Raw genomic sequence first — 18,212 nt, forward strand, 5'->3', positions numbered from 1 at the left:
GCGGGCTCATCCCTCACGAGAGCAGAAGGTTCGGATTCGTCGTGTCGATCAAGGCCGCACTGCACCACGTCACGTCCTACACCTACGATCGGCCGATCTCCCTCGGCCCGCAGGTGATCCGCCTGCGGCCGGCGCCGCATACGCGCTCGCGGATCGAGAGCTATGCCCTCAAGGTCACGCCGGCCAACCACTTCGTGAATTGGCAGCAGGATCCCAACGGCAACTGGCTCGCCCGCCTCGTCTTCCCCGAGAAGACGACGCAGTTCCGGATCGAGGTCGACCTCGTCGCCGACATGTCGGTGATCAATCCGTTCGACTTCTTCGTCGAGGAGTATGCCCAGACCCGGCCCTTCGCCTATCCGGACGAATTGAAGGCCGAGCTCGGCCCCTACCTCGCCGTCGAGGAGGGCGGCCCGGAGATCGACGCCCTGATGGCGCGGCTGCCCGCCGAGCCCAACACCGTGCTGTTCCTGGTGGCGCTGAACGCGCTCGTGCGCGACTCGGTGAAGTACGTCGTGCGGATGGAGCCGGGGGTGCAGACCCCGGCCGAGACTCTCGTCAAGGGCAGCGGCTCGTGCCGCGATTCGGCCTGGCTGCTGGTGCAGGTGCTGCGCCGCCTCGGGATGGCCGCCCGCTTCGTCTCCGGCTACCTGCTCCAGCTCGTGCCCGACACCACCGCGGTCGACGGGCCGGCCGGTACCACCACCGACTTCACCGATCTCCACGCCTGGGCCGAGGTCTACGTGCCGGGCGCCGGCTGGATCGGGCTCGACGCGACCTCGGGGCTGCTCTGCGGCGAGGGCCACATCCCGCTCGCCGCGACCCCGCATTACCGCTCGGCGGCGCCGATCGCGGGCCTGGCCGACCACGCCGAGGTCACCTTCGACTTCGAGATGACCGTCACCCGCGTCGCCGAGGCGCCGCGGGTGACGAAGCCGTTCTCGGACGATGCGTGGAATGCCCTCGACGCGCTGGGCGAGCGCATCGACCGCGACCTCGCCGACCAGGACGTGCGCCTGACCATGGGCGGCGAGCCGACCTTCGTGTCGGTCGACGATTTCGAGGCGCCCGAGTGGAACGCCGCCGCGGTCGGGCCGACCAAGCGTGGCCTGGCCGACCAGCTGATCCGCCGCTTGCGCGACCGCTTCGGCCCCGGCGGCTTCCTGCATTACGGCCAGGGCAAGTGGTATCCGGGCGAGAGCCTGCCGCGCTGGGCCTTCGGCCTGTACTGGCGCAAGGACGGCGAGCCGGTCTGGCGCGACCCTGCGCTCATTGCCTCCGAGACGGGCAAGCGGGATGCCGGCATCGAGGAAGCCGAGGCGCTGATCCACGGCCTCGCCCGGCGGCTCGGCCTCGACGCCTATATCCAGCCGGTCTTCGAGGACCCGGAATACTGGGACCGCAAGGTCGCCGACCTGCCGGTCAACGTCACGCCCCTCGACCCGAAGGTCGGCGACGAGGAATCGCAGCGGCGGATGGTCCGGGTCTATACCCGCGGGCTCGAGAACGCGGTCGGCTTCGTGCTGCCGCTCGCCAACGTGGCGGTCGGGGCCGACCGGCACTGGGTCTCGGAACTGTGGCAACTCAAGCGCGGGGCGATCTACCTCGCGCCGGGCGATTCCCCGGCGGGCTTCCGCCTGCCGCTCGCCTCGCTGCCCTACGTGCCGCCGGGTGAGTACCCGTATTACGTGCCGCAGGATCCGGTCGAGCAGCGCGGGCCGTTCCAGCCCGGCGCCGCCGCCGCGCCGCCGCGCAAGCCCGTCCCGGTCGGCGTGGCGGTGCGCACGGCACTCGCGGTCGAACCGCGCGACGGCGTGCTCTGCGTGTTCATGCCGCCGGTCGAGCGGGTGGACGAGTACCTGAACCTGATCTCCGTCCTGGAGGAGGCCGCCGCCGAGATCGGCCAGCCGCTCCACGTCGAGGGCTACGAGCCGCCCTACGATCCGCGCCTCTCGGTGATCAAGGTCACGCCCGATCCCGGCGTGATCGAGGTCAACGTCCAGCCGGCCAAGACCTGGCGCGAGGCGGTCGAGATCACCACCGGCCTCTACCACGATGCCCGCCAGACCCGGCTCGGCGCGCAGAAATTCATGACCGACGGGCGCCATACCGGGACGGGGGGCGGCAACCACGTCGTGCTCGGCGGCGCGACCCCGGCCGATTCGCCGTTCCTGCGCCGGCCCGACCTGCTCAAGAGCCTGGTGCTGTACTGGCAGCGCCACCCGTCCCTGTCCTACCTGTTCTCGGGCCTCTATGTCGGCCCGACCAGCCAGGCGCCGCGCATGGACGAGGCGCGCCACGACGGGCTCTACGAACTGGAGATCGCGCTCGCCCAGGTGCCGCCGCCGGGCGGGCCGGACGTGCCGCTCTGGCTCGTCGACCGTTTGTTCCGCAACATCCTCACCGACGTGACCGGCAACACCCACCGGTCCGAGATCTGCATCGACAAGCTCTACTCGCCCGACGGCCCGACCGGGCGGCTCGGCCTGCTGGAGTTCCGCTCCTTCGAGATGCCGCCCGAGGCGCGGATGAGCCTCGCCCAGCAGGTGCTCTTACGCGCCCTCGTCGCCTGGCTGTGGCGAGAGCCGCAGGAAGGCAGCTTCGTGCGCTGGGGCACGACGCTCCACGACCGCTTCATGCTGCCCCACTTCCTGTGGGAGGATTTTTCCTCGGTGCTGAGCGACCTCAACCGCGCCGGCTACGCCTTCGATCCGGCCTGGTACGAGGCACAAGCCGAGTTCCGCTTCCCGCGCTACGGCGAGGTCGAGCGCGGCGGGGTCAAGCTCGAGCTGCGCCAGGCCCTGGAGCCCTGGCACGTGCTCGGCGAGGAGGGCGCGATCGGCGGCACGGTGCGCTACGTCGATTCGTCGGTGGAGCGGCTGCAGGTCAAGGTGTCGGGCTACGTGCCGAGCCGGCACGTCGTGACCTGCAACGGCCGGCGCCTGCCGATGACCGATACCGGCCGCTCCGGCGAGGCGGTGGCGGGCCTGCGCTTCAAGGCCTGGCAGCCGGCCTCCTCCCTGCACCCGACGATCCCGGTCCACGCGCCGCTGACCTTCGACGTGCTCGACACCTGGAGCGGCCGGTCCCTCGGCGGCTGCGTCTACCACGTCGCCCATCCGGGCGGGCGCAACTACGAGACCTTCCCGGTCAACACCTACGAGGCGGAAGGCCGCCGCCTCGCCCGCTTCCAGGAGAACGGCCACACCCCGGGCCGGGTGAGCGCGCCGCCGGAGGAAATCCGGCGCGAGTTCCCCCTGACCCTCGACCTGCGCACGCTTGGCGGCCGATGAGCGAGGCGCTGGCGAAGGCGGGTCTCCCGGCGCCGGCTCCTCCGCAGGACGGGCCGGGCGGGGAGGCGGTGCGCGAGGACGGGCCCGAGGAGCGGCTGGCACGCTGGACGGCGGGTTACGCCGCTCTGCCGGGCCTGCCCGATGAGCTGGTCGCCCCGGACGGGTCCCTGCGCCCGGCCTGGGAAAAGTTCCTGCGCCACCTCGCCGACCTGCCCGATTGCGAGATCGCCGCCCGCCTCGCCGCGGCCGGGCGGCATATCCACGAGACCGGCATCGCCTACCGGGCCTATGGCGAGGCGACCGAGCGCGATTGGCCGATCGGCGCCCTGCCGCTCCTGATCGAGGGGGCGGAGTGGCAGGCGATCGCCGCCGGGGTGGCGCAGCGCGCCGAGTTGCTGGAAGCGGTGCTGACCGACCTCTACGGCGACGGGGCGCTGGCCCGGGCGGGCCAGCTGCCGGCCGCCGCCGCTGCGGGCGATCCGGAATTCCTGCGTCCGCTCGTGGGCGTCGCGCCCCCGGGCGGGCGTCACCTGCATTTCTACGCCGCCGACCTCGCCCGTGGGCCCGACGGCGCCTGGCGGGTACTCGCGGACCGGACCCAGGCGCCGTCGGGGGCCGGCCACGCCCTCGAGAACCGCCTCGTCATGGCCCGGGCCCTGCCGGAGGTCTATGGCGCCCTCGACGTCGAGCGCGTCGCCTCGTTCTTCCAGGCGTTTCGCGACGGCCTCGCCGCGGCGGCGACCCGGGCCGAACCGCGCATCGGCCTGATGACCTCGGGCCCCTACAGCGATACCTACGTCGAACAGGCGGTGCTCGCCCGCTATCTCGGCTTCTCCCTCGTCGAGGGCGACGACCTCCTGGTGCGCGACGGGATGGTGTCGATCCGCACCGTCGCCGGCCTGAAGCGGGTCGACGTGCTGTGGCGGCGCATCGACGGCGACTTCGTCGATCCCCTCGAGCTGAACCCCGCCTCCCGCCTCGGCGCCCCCGGCCTGGTCGAGGCCCTGCGCGCCGGCGCCGTGGCGATGGGCAACATGCCGGGCACCGGCCTCGTCGAGAGCGCCTGGCTCGCCGCCTCCCTGCCGGCCCTGTGCGAGCGGCTGCTCGGCGAGAGGTTGCGCCTGCCCGGCCTGCCGACCTGGTGGTGCGGCGATCCCGAGCAGCGCGACGCCGTGATGGCGCGGTTCGACGACCTCGCTTTCCGGCCGGCGGCCGCGGCGGCGCAGGGTGCCTTCACCAGCCGGGCCTTCGGCGAGGGGCGCGACGCGGCCGAGACCGCGCGCCTGCGCGCCATCCTGCGCGACCGGCCCGGCGACCTCGTCGCCCACGAACCGGTGCGGCTCTCCACCGCCCCGGTCTGGGACGGCACCCGGCTGGTGCCCCGGCCCTTCGTGCTCCGGGTCTTCGCCGCCGCGACGCCGGAGGGCTGGCGGGTGATGCCCGGCGGCTTCTGCCGCATCTCCGAGACGCCGGACGTGCGCCCGGTGGCGATGGGCGCCGGGGTCCGCGCCGCCGACGTCTGGATCCTGTCCTCCGATTCCACCGCCGCCCAGGCGAGCCTGCTGCCGCCGACCGACCGGGTCGCGGTGCGCCGGGTGCCCGGCCTCCTGCCGAGCCGCGCCGCCGACAACCTGTTCTGGCTCGGCCGCCACCTGGAGCGTACCGAGGCGGTGATCCGCCTCACCGCCTGCCTGCTCGACGGGGCCGGCAGCATCTCGACGGCCGAGGAGGACCGCGCGACCTCGGCCCGCATCCGCGCCCTGCTCCATCGCTTGGGCGCCGTGCCGGCAGTCGAGGGGCCGGCGGTGCTTCTCGCCCACCACGCCCTGTCGGATGGGGCGCAATGGGGCTCCGGCCTCGCCCATGCCCTCTCGGCAAGGCGCAACGCCGCGTCGTTGCGCGAGCGCCTGTCCGGCGAGACCTGGCGCGCCCTCTCGGCCCTGCACGCCGCCCTGGAGGCGCCGGCCGAGAGCCCGGATTCGGAGGCCGCCCTCCTCGACCGGGCCGAGCGCGCCCTCTCGCTCACGGCGGCGCTGGCCGGCCTCGCCCAGGAGAACATGAACCGGGCCGGGGGCTTCGCCTTCGTCGACATGGGCCGGCGGGTCGAGCGGGCGGTCAACGCCTGCCGCTTCGCCCTCGAATTCGGCGCGGCGGGGGCGAGCACCGACGATCTCGGCGTGCTGCTCGAACTCGTCGATTCGCGCATCTCCTACGGCGCCCGCTACATCCTCGGCGTGGCGCTCGCGCCGGTGCGCGACATGGTGCTGCTCGATCCCTACAATCCCCGCTCGCTGGCCTTCCAGGTCGCGTGCCTCGCCGAGCGCCTTGCGGTGCTGCCGTCCTTGCGCCAGGACGGGGTGGCGGAATTGCCGGTGCGGCTCGTCGCCGGCTTATCCGGCGAGATCGCCGCCGCGGAAGCCGCCACCCTGCCGCTCGACACCGTGGCGGCCTGGGAGACGCGGCTGTGGGAGATCGCCGAGGCGATCGGTGCGCGCTACTTTCCGGGCGGGTCGGACGCCGCGCGGCCCGAACCCCTCACCACCCTGGCGTGAGTCGAAGCCCCCTGGAGCGGCGTCCGATCGCGCGACACGCGGATGGCGCTCTAGGTCTTTGATTTTGCCGCATTTTCTTTCGACGAACCGGTATCCACTTCGTCGGACAAGGCTCTATCTCCCCCCACGATGCTCTACCGCCTTCGCCATCTCACGGCCTATGCCTACCGCAACCCGGTCGGCTTCGCCCGCTGCACCTTGCGCCTCGCGCCCGCGGCGGGGGATGGGCAGGCGCTCCTGTCGCACGAGGTGGTGGTCGAGCCCGCACCGCAGACCGCGACCGAGCGCACCGACTTCTTCGGCAACCGCGCGGTCTCGCTCATCGTCGAGACGCCGCACCGGGACTTCCGGATCGATGCGCATTCCCGCATCCGGGTCGAGCGGCCGCCATTGCCCGACCCCGCGGCGGGACCGGCCTGGGAGGAGGTGCGGGCGCAGGTGCTGACCTGGCCCGGACTCGGGTCCGACGCGCCCCTGCATTTCGCGGCGCCGAGCCGGCGGGTGCCGCTCCTGCCCGAGATCACCGATTACGCGCGGGCGAGCTTTCCTCCCGGCGGCGGCGCCTATGCGGGCGCCTTCGACCTGATGCGCCGCATCCGGGCCGATTTCGCCTTCGATGCGGAGGCGACCGAGGTCGGCACGCCGCTCGCCGAGTCGTTTTCCGGGCGCCGCGGCGTGTGCCAGGATTTCTCCCACATCATGATCGCGGCCCTGCGCGGCCTCGGCCTGCCGGCGGCCTATGTCAGCGGATACCTGCGTACCCTGCCGCCGCCGGGCCAGCCCCGGCTGGAGGGCGCGGATGCGAGCCACGCCTGGGTCTCGGTCTGGTGCGGGGAGGGGTGGATCGGCCTCGATCCCACCAACGGCATCGGCGTGCAGGACGACCACATCGTCGTCGCCCGCGGCCGCGACTATGCCGACGTCGCGCCGGTCGCCGGCATCATCGCCGGATCGGGCGCGCAGAGCCTGCAGGTCGCGGTGGACGTGGTGCCGGAGGACGAAGAGGCGGGCGGGCCGGGCTGATGCGCTGAACTCGGGGAGACGAGTGGCCCGGCCCGCGGGTGCGACACCAGCCGAGTGCCGTCGTTCGGACGGGACAGGGCCGGCGTGGCGAGGGGCACACTGGGCCTGTTTCGGGGGGGCGTCCTCAACCTGGATCAATCTTCGGCGATTTCGGGGGGCGGGTAGAGATCGCTGACGTCATCGCGCTTGCCGAAGCGAGGGTTCGATAGCCGGTGCCGACGACGAGTGCGGCGGCGATCAGGGCGTGGGTGATCCCGGTCGTCTTGCGCCGTTCCCTGGTGAGGTCGGCCCGCTCCGCGGCAAGCATCCCGGTCAAGCGCACCTGCCGGACCCGTTCCGCGACGCAGCCATGCTGGGCCCGCACCAGAACCAAGCTAGCGGCGCCTCGTTGCCCCGGCATGGATCTCACGCTTCAGCCCGTGCGCGTCAGGACCGGAGGCGAGGCCGAGCACGGATTGCTCGTCTTCGTCGACGGCCATCTTGCGGCGGTGCTGGTGCGTCTCTCCGACGAGTACGGCGACGAGGCGGGCCTATGGTTCCTCGAGGCGGGCTTCGGCCGCCTGGCCTCGCCGCAGCCGATCACCTTCGCCGATCTCGACGCGGCGGAGGACTGGATCGCCCGGCGACTCGCCGACGTCATTTCCCGTCCTCCTCCGTGACGGTGTCGGAGAACGGCACGGTCATCACCGGGCGGCCGTCCTCGTCCGTCACCTCGAAGGAGCAGGCGAACCAGTCCCGCACCGCATGGAGCCGCACCCGGGTGATCAGGTCCCGGGCGACCATCAGCGCGTGGGCGCGCGCCGCCTCCGGCCCGGCCAACTCGTCCCCCTCCGGGTCCAACGCCAGGCCGTCGGACCCGGTACCGTGCCGCACGTGGAAGAAATAGCGCGGCATCAGGCGCCGTCGATCAGGCGGGCATACTCGGCTTCCGGCGTGCCGTAGCTGCCGTTCGTCAGCGCCAGGAGCTTGTCGCGGTCGAGCACCTGGATGCGCCGCCGCTTGGCCCGGATGCGGCCGGCGCCCTCCAGGTCCTGGATCGCCAGCGTGACCCCCGCCCGTTGCACGCCCAGCATCATCGACAGGAACTCGTGCGTGAGGACCAGTTCGTCGCCCTCCGTCCGGTCGTGGCACATCGGCAGCCAGCGCGCGAGGCGCCCCTCCAGGCTCGGCGACGCGTGGGCGTAGGCGGTCCGGGGTGATTCGGACGTTCAGGGTGTGGATTTAGCGCAGCAGCAGCCGGCGCAAGCGCGGACTGTCGCGCAGCGCGGCGCAGAAGGCCTCCCGGCCGATGTTCAACCCCTCGCCCGACAGGGGGACGAAGTCGACATGCGGCGTGGTCACGCCGTCGAGCGCGACCGGTACCGCGCCGACCAGTCCTTCGGGGCCGACCAGGCCGATCTCGATCCGGCGCCCGTCATGCGCGGTCGAGACCGAGACCATGCCGGTCTCGAGGAAGAACAGCTCGTCCACCGGTGCGTCCGCGGCGATCACCACCTCGCGCAGCTGCCGCGTGATCGGCTCGAGATGCGGCGGCAGCCGCGCGAAATCCTCGGGCGCCATGGCCCGCAGGAGACGGTTGCGCAGGGTCGATTGCCGAGGTTGCGGCACGGCTCCCTCCTCGCGGATCGGCGGCTGGGACTTCTGTCCCAACGGGACGGCATGTCGTTGGTTCGCGCTCGGCTCGAATCGTTCAACCTACCTGGAAAATAATCCATAATCATAACAATTGTTATATGGATTGTCATTTGGTACGAGTCGACATCGTTTTCGATTTATTACGTCAAATCGGGAACCGGCACCGCGTGATGTCATTGTACGATACAACACCGAACCGTGCGATCTCTTACGGGTGCGGCGACATGCGCCTATAATTCTTCGCAACGGCACGCATCCGCGCGCCGAAGACGGGAGAATCGCGTGTGCGCCAGGATGTTCGCCGTCCGACCGTCTTGCTGATCGAGGGAGAGCCGCTGGTCGGCGACGTGCTGGTGGAGGTCGGCTACCGGGTCGCCGGGCCGGTGACGAGCCAGGCGGAGGCCCTGGCCTGGATGGCCGGCGCCGCGCCCGACCTCGCCATTCTCGACCTCCCGCTCCGGAACGGCGACGGCAGCCGCCTCGCCGAGGTCTCGCGGGCGAGGGGCGTGCCGTTCCTGGTCCATGCCGACGACGCGTGCGGCGCCACGGCTTGCCCGGAGCTTCGCGCCGCGCCCCGATTGACCAAGCCGGCCTGGCACCGCGACCTCGTCCTGGTGCTCGGCCAGCTCGCCCGCGAGGCGCGATCATGACTTCGACATCGACGATGCCCCATCCCGCCAGCGTGTCGGGCCCGTGCGAGCCCCTGTTCCATCCCATCGTGCGCAAGCTCACGTCCTACGGGGGCCTCGACCACGCGGAGCAATCCGCGCTCGCGACCTTGAGCGCCGGCGGGCAGCGGGTGGACGGGCGCCTCGACCTCCTGGTCGAGGGAACCGTGCCCGACAACGCCGTGCTGATCCTGGAGGGGGTGGCCTGCCGCTACCGCCACCGCCCGAGCGGGGCGCGCCAGATCACCGCCTATCTCCTGCCCGGGGACCTCTGCGACCCCGATCTCATGTACCTGAGCCGGATGACCCACAGCGTCGGCACCCTCTGCCCCTGCCGGATCGCCCGCATCCCCCGGGAGGCGATGGCCGGTCTCACCGAGCGGCATCCCGGCATCGCCCGGGCCCTGCGCCATGCCAAGCTCGCCGAGGAGGAGACGACCCGCGAGTGGGTGATGAACATCGGCTGCCGCTCGGCGATCGAACGGGTGTCGCACCTCCTGTGCGAGTTGCACGAGCGGCTGCGCATCGTCGGCTGGGCGACGAAGGGCGGCTACGACTTGGCGCTGACGCAGCAGGACATCGCCGACACGACCGGCCTGTCGAACGTGCACGTCAACCGGGTGCTGCGGCAGTTGCGCCTGATGCGGCTGGTCGAGGTCGGCGGCAGGCGGGTCGACATCCTCGACCATCCCGGCTTGCAGGCCGTCGCCGAGTTCCAGCCCGGCTACCTGCGGCCGACCTCCGGCTGATCAGCCCAGATCCAGCTCCACCGTCACCGGCACATGGTCGGAGGGTTTTTCGAGGCCGCGCAGGTGTTTCTGCACCGAGGCCGAGACCAGGCGGTCGAGAGCCTGCGGCGAGAGCAGCAGGTGGTCGATCCGGATGCCCTGGTTGCGCGGCCAGCAGCCGGCCTGGTAGTCCCAGAAGCTGTAGACGCCCGGCCGCCCGTCGCAGGCGCGAAGCCCGTCGGTGAAGCCCTCGTTGACGAGGCTGCGGAACGCCGCCCGGGTCTGGGGCAGGAACAGCGCGTCGCTCACCCATTCCGCGGGGTTGGCCGCATCCTCGGGCTCGGGGATCACGTTGTAGTCGCCGGCGAGCACCAGCACCTCTTCCCGTGCCCGCAAGGCCACGGCATGGGCCTGGAGGCGGCGTAGGAAGGCGAGCTTGTAGTCGTATTTCGGCGTGCCGACGGGATTGCCGTTCGGCAGGTAGATCGAGGCCACCCGCACCGGCACGGTCGGGGTCGGGATCAGCGCCTCGATGTAGCGCGCCTGCTCGTCGGTCGCGTCGCCCGGCAGGCCGCGGCGGATCTCCTGGAGCGGCAGCGGCCGGCGGGCCAAGAGCGCCACGCCGTTGAACGCCTTCTGGCCGTGGGTCGCCACCACGTAGCCGGCTTCCTCGATCTCGGTGCGGGGAAACGCGTCGTCGACGCATTTCAGCTCCTGGAGGCAGACCACGTCGGGTTGCGCCTCGGCCAGGAAGCCCAGGAGATGCGGCAGACGCTGCTTGACCGAGTTGACGTTCCAGGTGGTGATCCGCATCGCGTCCCGCGCCGCTCGCAACCAAGCTCTCGCCGAAGGCCCCGTCATCGGGGTTTCGCGCCGCCCTGGCAAGCCGCGGGGAGCGGCGAGGTGGGGACGGGCATGGCGTCGGGATGGTGGGAGCCGGTGCGCGACTATTGCGAGCGCACCGGGCCGGGGCTGTGGGCCGAGCCGCTGAACGCGGTCTCGAACGCCGCCTTCGTGGTCGCGGCTGCCCTGCTCCTGCGGCGCGGCCGGGCGCCGGACCGGGTCGCCGACGGCTTTGCCTGGCTGATCGGGGTGATCGGCCTCGGGAGCGCGCTGTTCCATACGCTCGCCGTGCAATGGTCGATGCTCGCCGACGTGATCCCGATCGCGCTGTTCATCCACGCTTATTTCTTCGTGGCGCTCAGGCGCTTCCTCGGTCTCTCCGTCATCGTCGCGCTCGCCGGCACCCTGGCCTTCGCGGTGGCCGCCGCGTTCTTCGAGCCCGCCCTGTCGCGGATCGCCGGGCAGCCGCTCTCGCCCCTCACCAACGGTTCGATCGGCTATGCGCCCGCGGCTCTGGCCCTGTTCGGCGTCGGGGCGGCGTCCTGGGCGCGGGGCAGGCGGGAGGGCGCGGCTCTGGTCGGGATCGGGGCGCTGTTCCTGGCCTCGCTGGCGGCGCGCACGCTCGACGCCTCCTTTTGCCCGGTCGTGCCCTTCGGCACCCACTGGCTCTGGCACCTGCTGAATGCCTGCGTGCTCTACGCGCTGGTGCGGGCGACCCGCCGCGCGGGGCCGGCCTGACGCCGCGGGAGCCGCCTTCCTTGCACGGGTCCGGAAACCGTTGCAGAAGGACCCCGCTTGCGGGGCTGCGACATGTCGGCCCCGGCGCCTGCCTGCCCGGATTGTTCGCCATGACTCAAGCCCTCCGCCTCGGCATCGCCGGTCTCGGCACCGTCGGAGCCTCCGTCGTCCGCATGGTCGCGCGCCGCGCCGAGGCGATCGGCGCCACCGCCGGGCGGCCGGTCCGGGTCACCGCCGTCGCCGCCCGCGACCGCACCCGCGACCGCGGCCTCGACCTCGCGGGCGTGACCTGGTTCGACGATCCGGTGGCGCTCGCCCGCTCTGCGGATGTCGATTGCGTCGTCGAGCTGATCGGCGGCGCGGAGGGCAAGGCGCGCGAGACCGTCGAGGCGGCGCTCGCTTCGGCCAAGCACGTCGTGACCGCCAACAAGGCGCTTCTCGCCAAGCATGGCCCGGCGCTGGCCCGCGCGGCGGAAGGCGCCGGCGTCGCCCTCGCCTTCGAGGCCTCGGCGGCGGGCGGCATCCCGGTGGTCAAGGCCCTGCGCGAGGCGCTGACCGGCAACCGGATCTCCCGCGTCTACGGAATCCTCAACGGCACCTGCAACTACATCCTCAGCCGGATGGAGCTGGAGGGCCTGACCTTCGAGGCCTGCCTCAAGGACGCCCAGGCGCTCGGCTACGCCGAGGCCGACCCGACCTTCGACGTCGAGGGTTTCGACACCGCCCACAAGCTCGCGATCCTGACCAGCCTCGCCTTCGGCACCGAGCTCGACGCCGAGGGCGTCTCGGTCGAGGGCATCTCGGCGATCACCCCCCTCGACCTGCGCATGGCCGACGAGCTCGGCTACCGGATCAAGCTGCTCGGCGTCGCCGAGGCGACCGAGGCCGGCATCGAGCAGCGGGTCCACCCGACGATGGTGCCGAAATCCTCGGCCATCGCCCAGGTGATGGGCGTGACGAACGCCGTCACCATCGACACCGATGCCCTGCGCGAGCTGACCCTGATCGGCCCCGGCGCCGGCGGCGAGGCCACCGCCTCCGCGGTGGTCGCCGACATCGCCGACGTGGCCGCCGGCCGGGTGCCGCCAGCCTTCGGCCGTCCGGTGGCGGGTCTGAACCCCCCGGTGCGGGCCGAGATGCAGCGCCACGAGGGCGGCTACTACATCCGGCTCACCGTGCACGACCGCCCCGGCGTCGCCGCCGGCGTCGCCGCCAAGATGGCCGAGCGCGAGATCTCCCTCGAGAGCATCCTCCAGCACCGCTCCGAAAGCGCCGCCGCCCGCGACCGCCACGGGCGCTCGGGCCTGCCCGTGCCGCTGGTGCTGATCACCTACGCGGCGACCGAAGCGGCGATCCGCGCAAGCCTCGACGCCATGGCGGCGGACGGTCTCCTCTCGGAGCCGCCGCAGCTCATCCGCATCGAGCGCGAGTGAGCATGGGTGGGCGGCGCCAAGTCGCCGCCCGCTCCGGCCACGGATTGAACGGAAAACGATCCCGCACAATCGACTCTCGACCCCTGGCCGATTGACAAAATTCAGTTCAGCGCCGCCGGATTCTCCTTTAAGACCCGGCCTCAAGGACCAGAACGAGGATCACCAACGCATGTCGGACGCCAAGAAGCCGGGGCCGAGCCAGGTCATCGAGCGCATCCTGACCCTTGAACTGGTGCGCGTCACCGAGCGCGCCGCCGTGGCGGCGGCGCGCCTGCGCGGCCAGGGCAACGAGAAGGCCGCCGACCAGGCCGCCGTCGACGCGATGCGCCGCGAGCTGAACCGCCTGCCGATCGACGGCACCGTCGTCATCGGCGAGGGCGAGCGCGACGAGGCTCCGATGCTGTTCATCGGCGAGACCCTCGGCAACGGCTCCGGCCCGAAGGTCGACATCGCGGTCGACCCGCTCGAGGGCACCACGCTGTGCGCCAAGGACATGCCGGGCTCGGTCGCCGTGATGGCGATGGCCGAGGGCGGCACGCTGCTCGCCGCCCCCGACGTCTACATGCACAAGATCGCCATCGGCCCAGGGTATCCGGCCGGCACCGTGCATCTCGACGCGAGCCCTGAGGAGAACATCCACGCGCTCGCCAAGGCCAAGGGCGTGCCGCCGGCCGAGATCACCGCGCTCGTCCTCGACCGCCCGCGCCACACCGACCTGATCGCGGCGATCCGCCGGACCGGTGCCGGCGTGCGCCTGATCTCCGACGGCGACGTGGCCGGCGTGATCTTCACCACCATGCCGGAGGAGACCGGCATCGACATCTATCTCGGCATCGGCGCCGCGCCCGAGGGCGTGCTGGCGGCGGGCGCGCTGCGCTGCATCGGCGGCCAGATGCAGGGCCGGCTGATCCTCGACACCCAGGAGAAGCGCGACCGCGCCGCCCAGATGGGCGTCTCCGACCCGAACCGCCTCTACGCCCTCGACGACCTCGCCCGCGGCGACGTGGTGGTGGCGCTGACCGGCGTGACCGACGGGGCGCTGGTCAAGGGCGTCCGCTTCGGCCGCCACACCATCCGTACCGAGACGGTGGTCTACCGCTCGCATACCGGCACCGTGCGCCGGATCGAGGCCGAGCACCGCGACTTCGACAAGTTCCACCTGAAGTAGGGTGTTTCCTCGGGGGGCCGCGCGGCCCCCTTGATCCGGGGATCGTTCCCCGCGACCCTGGCGGCGATTCCCTTCCACAGGATCGCCGCCGGATGCCGACCCCCACGATTCGCCCGCTGCACCCCGACGAGCGCGCCGCCTGGGATCCGCTCTGGCAGGGCTACCTCGCCTTCTACGGCGCCACGGTCGCCCCCGAGGTCAGCGACCTCACCTGGGCCCGCCTGCACGACGCGTCGGAGCCGATGCACGCCCTCGTGGCCGAGCAGGATGGCGCCGTGATCGGGCTCGTCCACTACATCTTCCACCGCTCGACCTGGACCGCGGGTCCCTATTGCTACCTCCAGGACCTGTTCACCGCGAAAGCGGCGCGCGGGCAGGGGGCCGGACGGGCGCTGATCGAGGCGGTCTACGCGGCGGCGCGCGAGGCCGGTGCGAGCCGGGTCTACTGGCTGACCCAGGAGGCCAACGTCACGGCGCGGGCGCTCTACGACACGCTGGCGGACCGGCCCGGGTTCATTCAGTATCGGAAGGTGCTGTGAGGCCTCGCTGAGCGGGCCGTATCGGGACCCTCCCCCCACTGCGCAGGGGCTGTCCGGGGAAAGAAGAGGCGCGGGTTCTCTCCTCTCCCCGCGGGCGGGGAGAGGGCTGCTGACCCCTTGCTGGGTCAGCAGCTAGCCCGCAGGGCGAGGGTGAGGGGGTATCTCCGGATGAGCCTCCTCCGGCACCACCCCCTCACCCTCGCTCCGGCTTCGCCTCCGCTTGCTGCGTCTCCTGAACGGAGACACAGCCCTCTCCCCGCCCACGGGGAGAGGGGATTTCCAGCGCCATTCTTTTCCCCGGGCAGCCCGGCGCAGTGGGGGGAGGGTTCAAGCGCGCGTAGAGTCCCAAAGAAAAAGGCCGCCGGCGATGCGCCGGAGGCCCTTTGATCCAAGACTTCTGCGACCCCTACCGGAACAGCGACGCCATGCCACCCTGCATCCGGCCCAGGCCCTGCTTGGCGATCTGGTTGCCCTGGTCGATGGCGACGGCGCGCTGGTAGCTCTCCAGCGCCTCCTGGCGGCGGTTGGACTTCTCGTAGGCGAGCCCGCGATAGGCCCAGGAATCCGCGTCCTTGTTGTTGACGTTGAGGGCCGCGTTGTAGTCCTCGATCGCCTTGTCGTACTGGTTGGTGGCGATCAGGCTCTGGCCGCGGGCGGCGTAGGGCGCCGCCACGAAGGGGTTGCGGTCGATGGCGGCATCGAAGTCGCCGATCGCGGAGCGGTGCTGGCCTTGCGCCTGCCGCACCAGGCCGCGCGCGTGATAGGCCTCGGCCGATTCCGGCGTCAGGCGGATCGCCTGGCTCAGGTCGGAATAGGCGGCCTCGTAGTTGCCCTGCGCCCGCTGCAGGTTGGCCCGGCCGATATAGGCAGCGGTGTAGTTCGGATCGGCGTTGATCGCCTTGGTGAAGTCCTGGAGCGCCGCGTCGTTGCGGCCCGACTGGCGGTAGGCCAGGGCCCGGTTGCCGTAGGCAGAGGCCGAGTTCGGATCGAGCTGGATCGCCTTGGTGAAGTCGGCGATCGCCGAATCGAAGTTGCCCGCGCGGGCATAGGCCGCGCCGCGGGTGTTGTAGGCCGCCGCGTCGCTCGGGTTGCGCTGGATCACGTCCGACAGCGAGGCGATGTTGACCTCGGTGGCGCCGGACTTGTCGGCCTCGACCACCGCGAATTGCCGCGTCGCGGTGGCCCGGCTGACGGTGTCGCAGCCGGCGAGCGCCAGCGCGGTCAGCACCGTCGCCCCCAGCATCCGGGCCGCCGGTGTCACGCGGCTCAAGCCGATCACGTTGTTCATCGCCCGCTCCCCCGGGGCGGCGCATCCACGTCGCGCCGCACACCTTCGCCATTCGCACGCACGCGCCGCTCGAGCCGCGGTCCCGGTGCCGGACAGACCATTCCGGATCGGGGTGAACGCCGGCTTAAAGCGATGCGCCCCCGACGCTTGTGCGGTCCGATGTGGCGAAGGTGTGGCCTCTTACCGCCGCAAGGGCAGGGGAGCGCGCCGCCGGGACCGGGTGTGGCCGGAAAGCCGCACCTGCAAGGGGCCTCAATGGGTCAGGACCCGGTCGCGACCCGGGTGACGTGCCCCATCTTGCGGCCGGGGCGAGCCTCGCCCTTGCCGTAGAGGTGGAGATGGCGGCCCGGCTCGGCGAGGATCCGGGTCCAGTCGTCGGCCTCGGCCCCGATCAGGTTCAGCATCTCGACGCTCGTGCCGGTGAGCGATGCGCTGCCGAGGGGCCAGCCGCAGATCGCCCGGACGTGCTGGGCGAATTGCGAGGTCTCGGCTCCCTCGATGGTCCAGTGGCCGGAATTGTGCACCCGCGGGGCGATCTCGTTGACCACCACGCTCGCCCGGCCGTCGGCGCCGCGCACCAGGAACATCTCGACCGCCAGCACGCCGACATAGCCGAGCGCGTCGGCGATCCTGCGGGCGATCTCGACCGCTTCCGCGGCGGTCTCGGGCGCCATGCCGGGGGCCGGCACCACCGTGCGGGCGAGGATGTGGTGGCGGTGCTCGTTGGCGCACGGGCTGTAGGCCGAGAAGCGCCCTTCCGCGTTGCGGGCGGCGACCACCGACACCTCGGCCTCGAACGGCACGAAGCCTTCGAGGATGCAGGGCTGGTCGCGCAGGGACGCCATCACGGCGGCGGGATCGGCGACCGCCTCGCGCAGCATCACCTGCCCCTTGCCGTCATAGCCGAAGCGCCGGGTCTTCAGCACCGCCGGCAGGCCGATCTCCCTGATCGCCTCGGCGAGGCCCGCCGCGTCGTCCACCGCCCGGAACGGCGCCACCGGGATGCCGAGGCCGGCGACGAAGCTTTTTTCCGTCAGCCGATCCTGGGTGGTGGCGAGCGCCGAGGCGCTCGGATGCAGCGGCCGGCGCGCCGCCAGGATCTCGGCCGCGGCACTCGGAATGTTCTCGAACTCGTACGTCACCACGTCGACGGAATCGGCGAAGGCCCGGAGCGCCGCCGCGTCGTCGTAAGCCGCGATCGTGCGCCGTCCCGCCACCTCGAAGGCCGGGCTGTCGGGATCGGGGCAGTAGATATGGCATTTCAGCCCGTACTGCGCCGCCGCGACCGCGATCATGCGGCCGAGCTGGCCGCCGCCGATGATTCCGATGGTCGCGCCCGGCGCGATGGGGGGCGTGATGCTCACGGGGCGCTCGTATCCGGGTGTTCGGCCACCGCGGCGCTCTGGCGGGCGCGCCAGGCGTCGAGCCGGCCGGCGAGGTCGTCGTCGGTCAGGGCGAGGACGGCAGCGGCCAGCAGGGCGGCGTTGACGGCGCCGGCCCGGCCGATCGCCAGCGTGCCGACCGGGATGCCGGCCGGCATCTGCACGATCGACAGGAGGCTGTCCTGGCCCGACAGCGCCTTCGATTCGACCGGCACGCCGAAGACCGGCAGCGGCGTCATCGCGGCCGCCATGCCGGGCAGGTGGGCGGCGCCGCCGGCGCCGGCGATCACCACCCGGAAGCCCGCGGCCTTGGCGCCCTTGGCGAAGGCGACCAGGCGGTCGGGGGTGCGGTGGGCCGAGACGATGCGGGCCTCGTAGGGAATGCCGAGCGCATCGAGCGTCTCGGCGGCGTGGCGCATCGTGGCCCAGTCCGACTGGCTGCCCATGATCACCGCGACGGGGGGCGATGCCGCCATCGTCAAGCGCATCCTCCAGAAAGCGCTGCCAGGCCGCGAGCGGGCCGCAGCCGATCCTGTCGCAGTAGCGACGCATTTGCATTCGTGCAAGCCGAGTGCAAATGCCCGGCCGACCCGTCAGGCGATGATGTCCGGGGTCAGCTGGTCCTCCAGGAACGAGATGCGGTCGCGAAGCGCCAGCTTGCGCTTCTTGAGCCGCTGGAGCTGCAGGCGGTCGCCGGCCATGACCCCGGACAGGGCCTCGATCGCGTCGTCGAGGTCGCGATGCTCCTCCCGGAGCCGCGCCAGCTCGGTCTCGAATTCCTCCGTCGATTCCGCACTCAACTCGAACGCCATCGCCGCCCCAAGTTCTGGAGATATGCCCCTGGAAATATGCGGCGAAGCATGAACCAGGCCCCTGCCTCCGGCAAGGGCGTCGCGAGTGTGTCGGCAGGGTTGTGCAGCCC

General features: G+C 71.8%; 19 protein-coding genes. 10 read left to right on the forward strand and 9 right to left on the reverse strand.

Annotation, left to right across the window (positions count from 1 at the left end):
• Positions 1–41 precede the first annotated feature (41 nt).
• The 3 genes from HBB12_RS03870 (at position 42) to HBB12_RS03880 (ending at position 6,868) form a co-directional block, all read left to right on the forward strand.
• The gene (locus HBB12_RS03870; protein ID WP_236988148.1) at positions 42–3,293 is read left to right on the forward strand and encodes a transglutaminase family protein; all 3,252 of its coding nucleotides are present in this window, start codon (positions 42–44) and stop codon (positions 3,291–3,293) included.
• Positions 3,290–5,845, forward strand: a complete 2,556-nt coding sequence (locus HBB12_RS03875) for a circularly permuted type 2 ATP-grasp protein (protein WP_236988149.1) — start codon at positions 3,290–3,292, stop codon at positions 5,843–5,845. Before HBB12_RS03870 ends, HBB12_RS03875 begins: the two co-directional genes overlap by 4 nt.
• Positions 5,846–5,974: 129 nt before the next feature.
• The gene (locus HBB12_RS03880) at positions 5,975–6,868 is read left to right on the forward strand and encodes a transglutaminase family protein (protein WP_236988150.1); all 894 of its coding nucleotides are present in this window, start codon (positions 5,975–5,977) and stop codon (positions 6,866–6,868) included.
• 124 nt (positions 6,869–6,992) lie between these two features.
• Here the strand turns inward: HBB12_RS03880 and HBB12_RS03885 are convergent, their stop codons facing one another.
• A complete protein-coding gene (locus HBB12_RS03885; RefSeq protein WP_236988151.1) occupies positions 6,993–7,241 on the reverse strand; it encodes a hypothetical protein in 249 nt (82 codons plus the stop codon).
• 25 nt (positions 7,242–7,266) lie between these two features.
• On the opposite strand from HBB12_RS03885, the gene HBB12_RS03890 reads away from it, so the two are divergent.
• Positions 7,267–7,527 (forward strand): hypothetical protein, encoded by a 261-nt coding sequence (locus tag HBB12_RS03890; protein WP_236988152.1) that lies wholly within the window; start codon positions 7,267–7,269, stop codon positions 7,525–7,527.
• Here HBB12_RS03890 and HBB12_RS03895 read toward each other — a convergent pair.
• The 3 genes from HBB12_RS03895 to HBB12_RS34375 form a co-directional block, all read right to left on the reverse strand.
• Positions 7,505–7,762: a DUF6894 family protein gene (locus HBB12_RS03895; protein ID WP_236988153.1), complete on the reverse strand. Its 258-nt coding sequence runs from the start codon at positions 7,760–7,762 to the stop codon at positions 7,505–7,507. The two genes, HBB12_RS03890 and HBB12_RS03895, sit on opposite strands and share 23 nt — an antisense overlap.
• A complete protein-coding gene (locus HBB12_RS34370) occupies positions 7,762–8,001 on the reverse strand; it encodes a helix-turn-helix domain-containing protein (RefSeq protein WP_336886925.1) in 240 nt (79 codons plus the stop codon). The genes HBB12_RS03895 and HBB12_RS34370 overlap by 1 nt, the downstream gene beginning before the upstream one ends.
• A gap of 88 nt (positions 8,002–8,089) precedes the next feature.
• A complete protein-coding gene (locus HBB12_RS34375; protein ID WP_336886926.1) occupies positions 8,090–8,476 on the reverse strand; it encodes a cyclic nucleotide-binding domain-containing protein in 387 nt (128 codons plus the stop codon).
• A 311-nt stretch (positions 8,477–8,787) separates the two neighbouring features.
• Between HBB12_RS34375 and HBB12_RS03905 the strand changes: the two genes are divergently transcribed.
• A complete protein-coding gene (locus HBB12_RS03905; protein WP_236988154.1) occupies positions 8,788–9,153 on the forward strand; it encodes a response regulator in 366 nt (121 codons plus the stop codon).
• Complete coding sequence (locus HBB12_RS03910; protein WP_236988155.1) at positions 9,150–9,920, forward strand: Crp/Fnr family transcriptional regulator; 771 nt, start codon at positions 9,150–9,152, stop codon at positions 9,918–9,920. Before HBB12_RS03905 ends, HBB12_RS03910 begins: the two co-directional genes overlap by 4 nt.
• On the opposite strand, the gene xth is transcribed toward HBB12_RS03910, so the two are convergent.
• Positions 9,921–10,712, reverse strand: coding sequence for an exodeoxyribonuclease III (xth, locus tag HBB12_RS03915; RefSeq protein ID WP_236992652.1), 792 nt, complete (start codon positions 10,710–10,712; stop codon positions 9,921–9,923).
• A 102-nt stretch (positions 10,713–10,814) separates the two neighbouring features.
• Between xth and HBB12_RS03920 the strand changes: the two genes are divergently transcribed.
• The 4 genes from HBB12_RS03920 to HBB12_RS03935 all read left to right on the forward strand — a co-directional run bounded on the left by HBB12_RS03920 (position 10,815) and on the right by HBB12_RS03935 (position 14,620).
• Positions 10,815–11,480 carry a ceramidase domain-containing protein gene (locus HBB12_RS03920; RefSeq protein ID WP_236988156.1) on the forward strand — a complete coding sequence of 222 codons (666 nt, stop codon included), beginning with the start codon at positions 10,815–10,817 and terminating at the stop codon, positions 11,478–11,480.
• Positions 11,481–11,590: 110 nt separating this feature from the next.
• Positions 11,591–12,913: a homoserine dehydrogenase gene (locus tag HBB12_RS03925; RefSeq protein ID WP_236988157.1), complete on the forward strand. Its 1,323-nt coding sequence runs from the start codon at positions 11,591–11,593 to the stop codon at positions 12,911–12,913.
• A 169-nt stretch (positions 12,914–13,082) separates the two neighbouring features.
• Positions 13,083–14,081 (forward strand): class II fructose-bisphosphatase, encoded by a 999-nt coding sequence (gene glpX, locus HBB12_RS03930; RefSeq protein ID WP_236988158.1) that lies wholly within the window; start codon positions 13,083–13,085, stop codon positions 14,079–14,081.
• Positions 14,082–14,173: 92 nt separating this feature from the next.
• Positions 14,174–14,620, forward strand: a complete 447-nt coding sequence (locus tag HBB12_RS03935) for a GNAT family N-acetyltransferase (RefSeq protein WP_236988159.1) — start codon at positions 14,174–14,176, stop codon at positions 14,618–14,620.
• 406 nt (positions 14,621–15,026) lie between these two features.
• Here HBB12_RS03935 and HBB12_RS03940 read toward each other — a convergent pair whose 3' ends face one another.
• From HBB12_RS03940 to HBB12_RS03955, 4 genes are all read right to left on the reverse strand, one after another.
• Complete coding sequence (locus HBB12_RS03940) at positions 15,027–15,908, reverse strand: tetratricopeptide repeat protein (RefSeq protein ID WP_236988160.1); 882 nt, start codon at positions 15,906–15,908, stop codon at positions 15,027–15,029.
• 260 nt (positions 15,909–16,168) lie between these two features.
• Entirely contained in the window at positions 16,169–17,272 is a 1,104-nt protein-coding gene (locus tag HBB12_RS03945; RefSeq protein ID WP_272913243.1) for a 5-(carboxyamino)imidazole ribonucleotide synthase, read from the reverse strand.
• Positions 17,269–17,766: a 5-(carboxyamino)imidazole ribonucleotide mutase gene (gene purE / locus HBB12_RS03950; RefSeq protein WP_139033956.1), complete on the reverse strand. Its 498-nt coding sequence runs from the start codon at positions 17,764–17,766 to the stop codon at positions 17,269–17,271. The genes HBB12_RS03945 and purE overlap by 4 nt, the downstream gene beginning before the upstream one ends.
• Before the next feature lie 117 nt (positions 17,767–17,883).
• Positions 17,884–18,102, reverse strand: coding sequence for a YdcH family protein (locus tag HBB12_RS03955; protein WP_236988161.1), 219 nt, complete (start codon positions 18,100–18,102; stop codon positions 17,884–17,886).
• Between the last annotated feature and the right edge of the window lie 110 nt (positions 18,103–18,212).

Source organism: Methylobacterium sp. SyP6R, assembly GCF_019216885.1.
Lineage (GTDB): Bacteria > Pseudomonadota > Alphaproteobacteria > Rhizobiales > Beijerinckiaceae > Methylobacterium.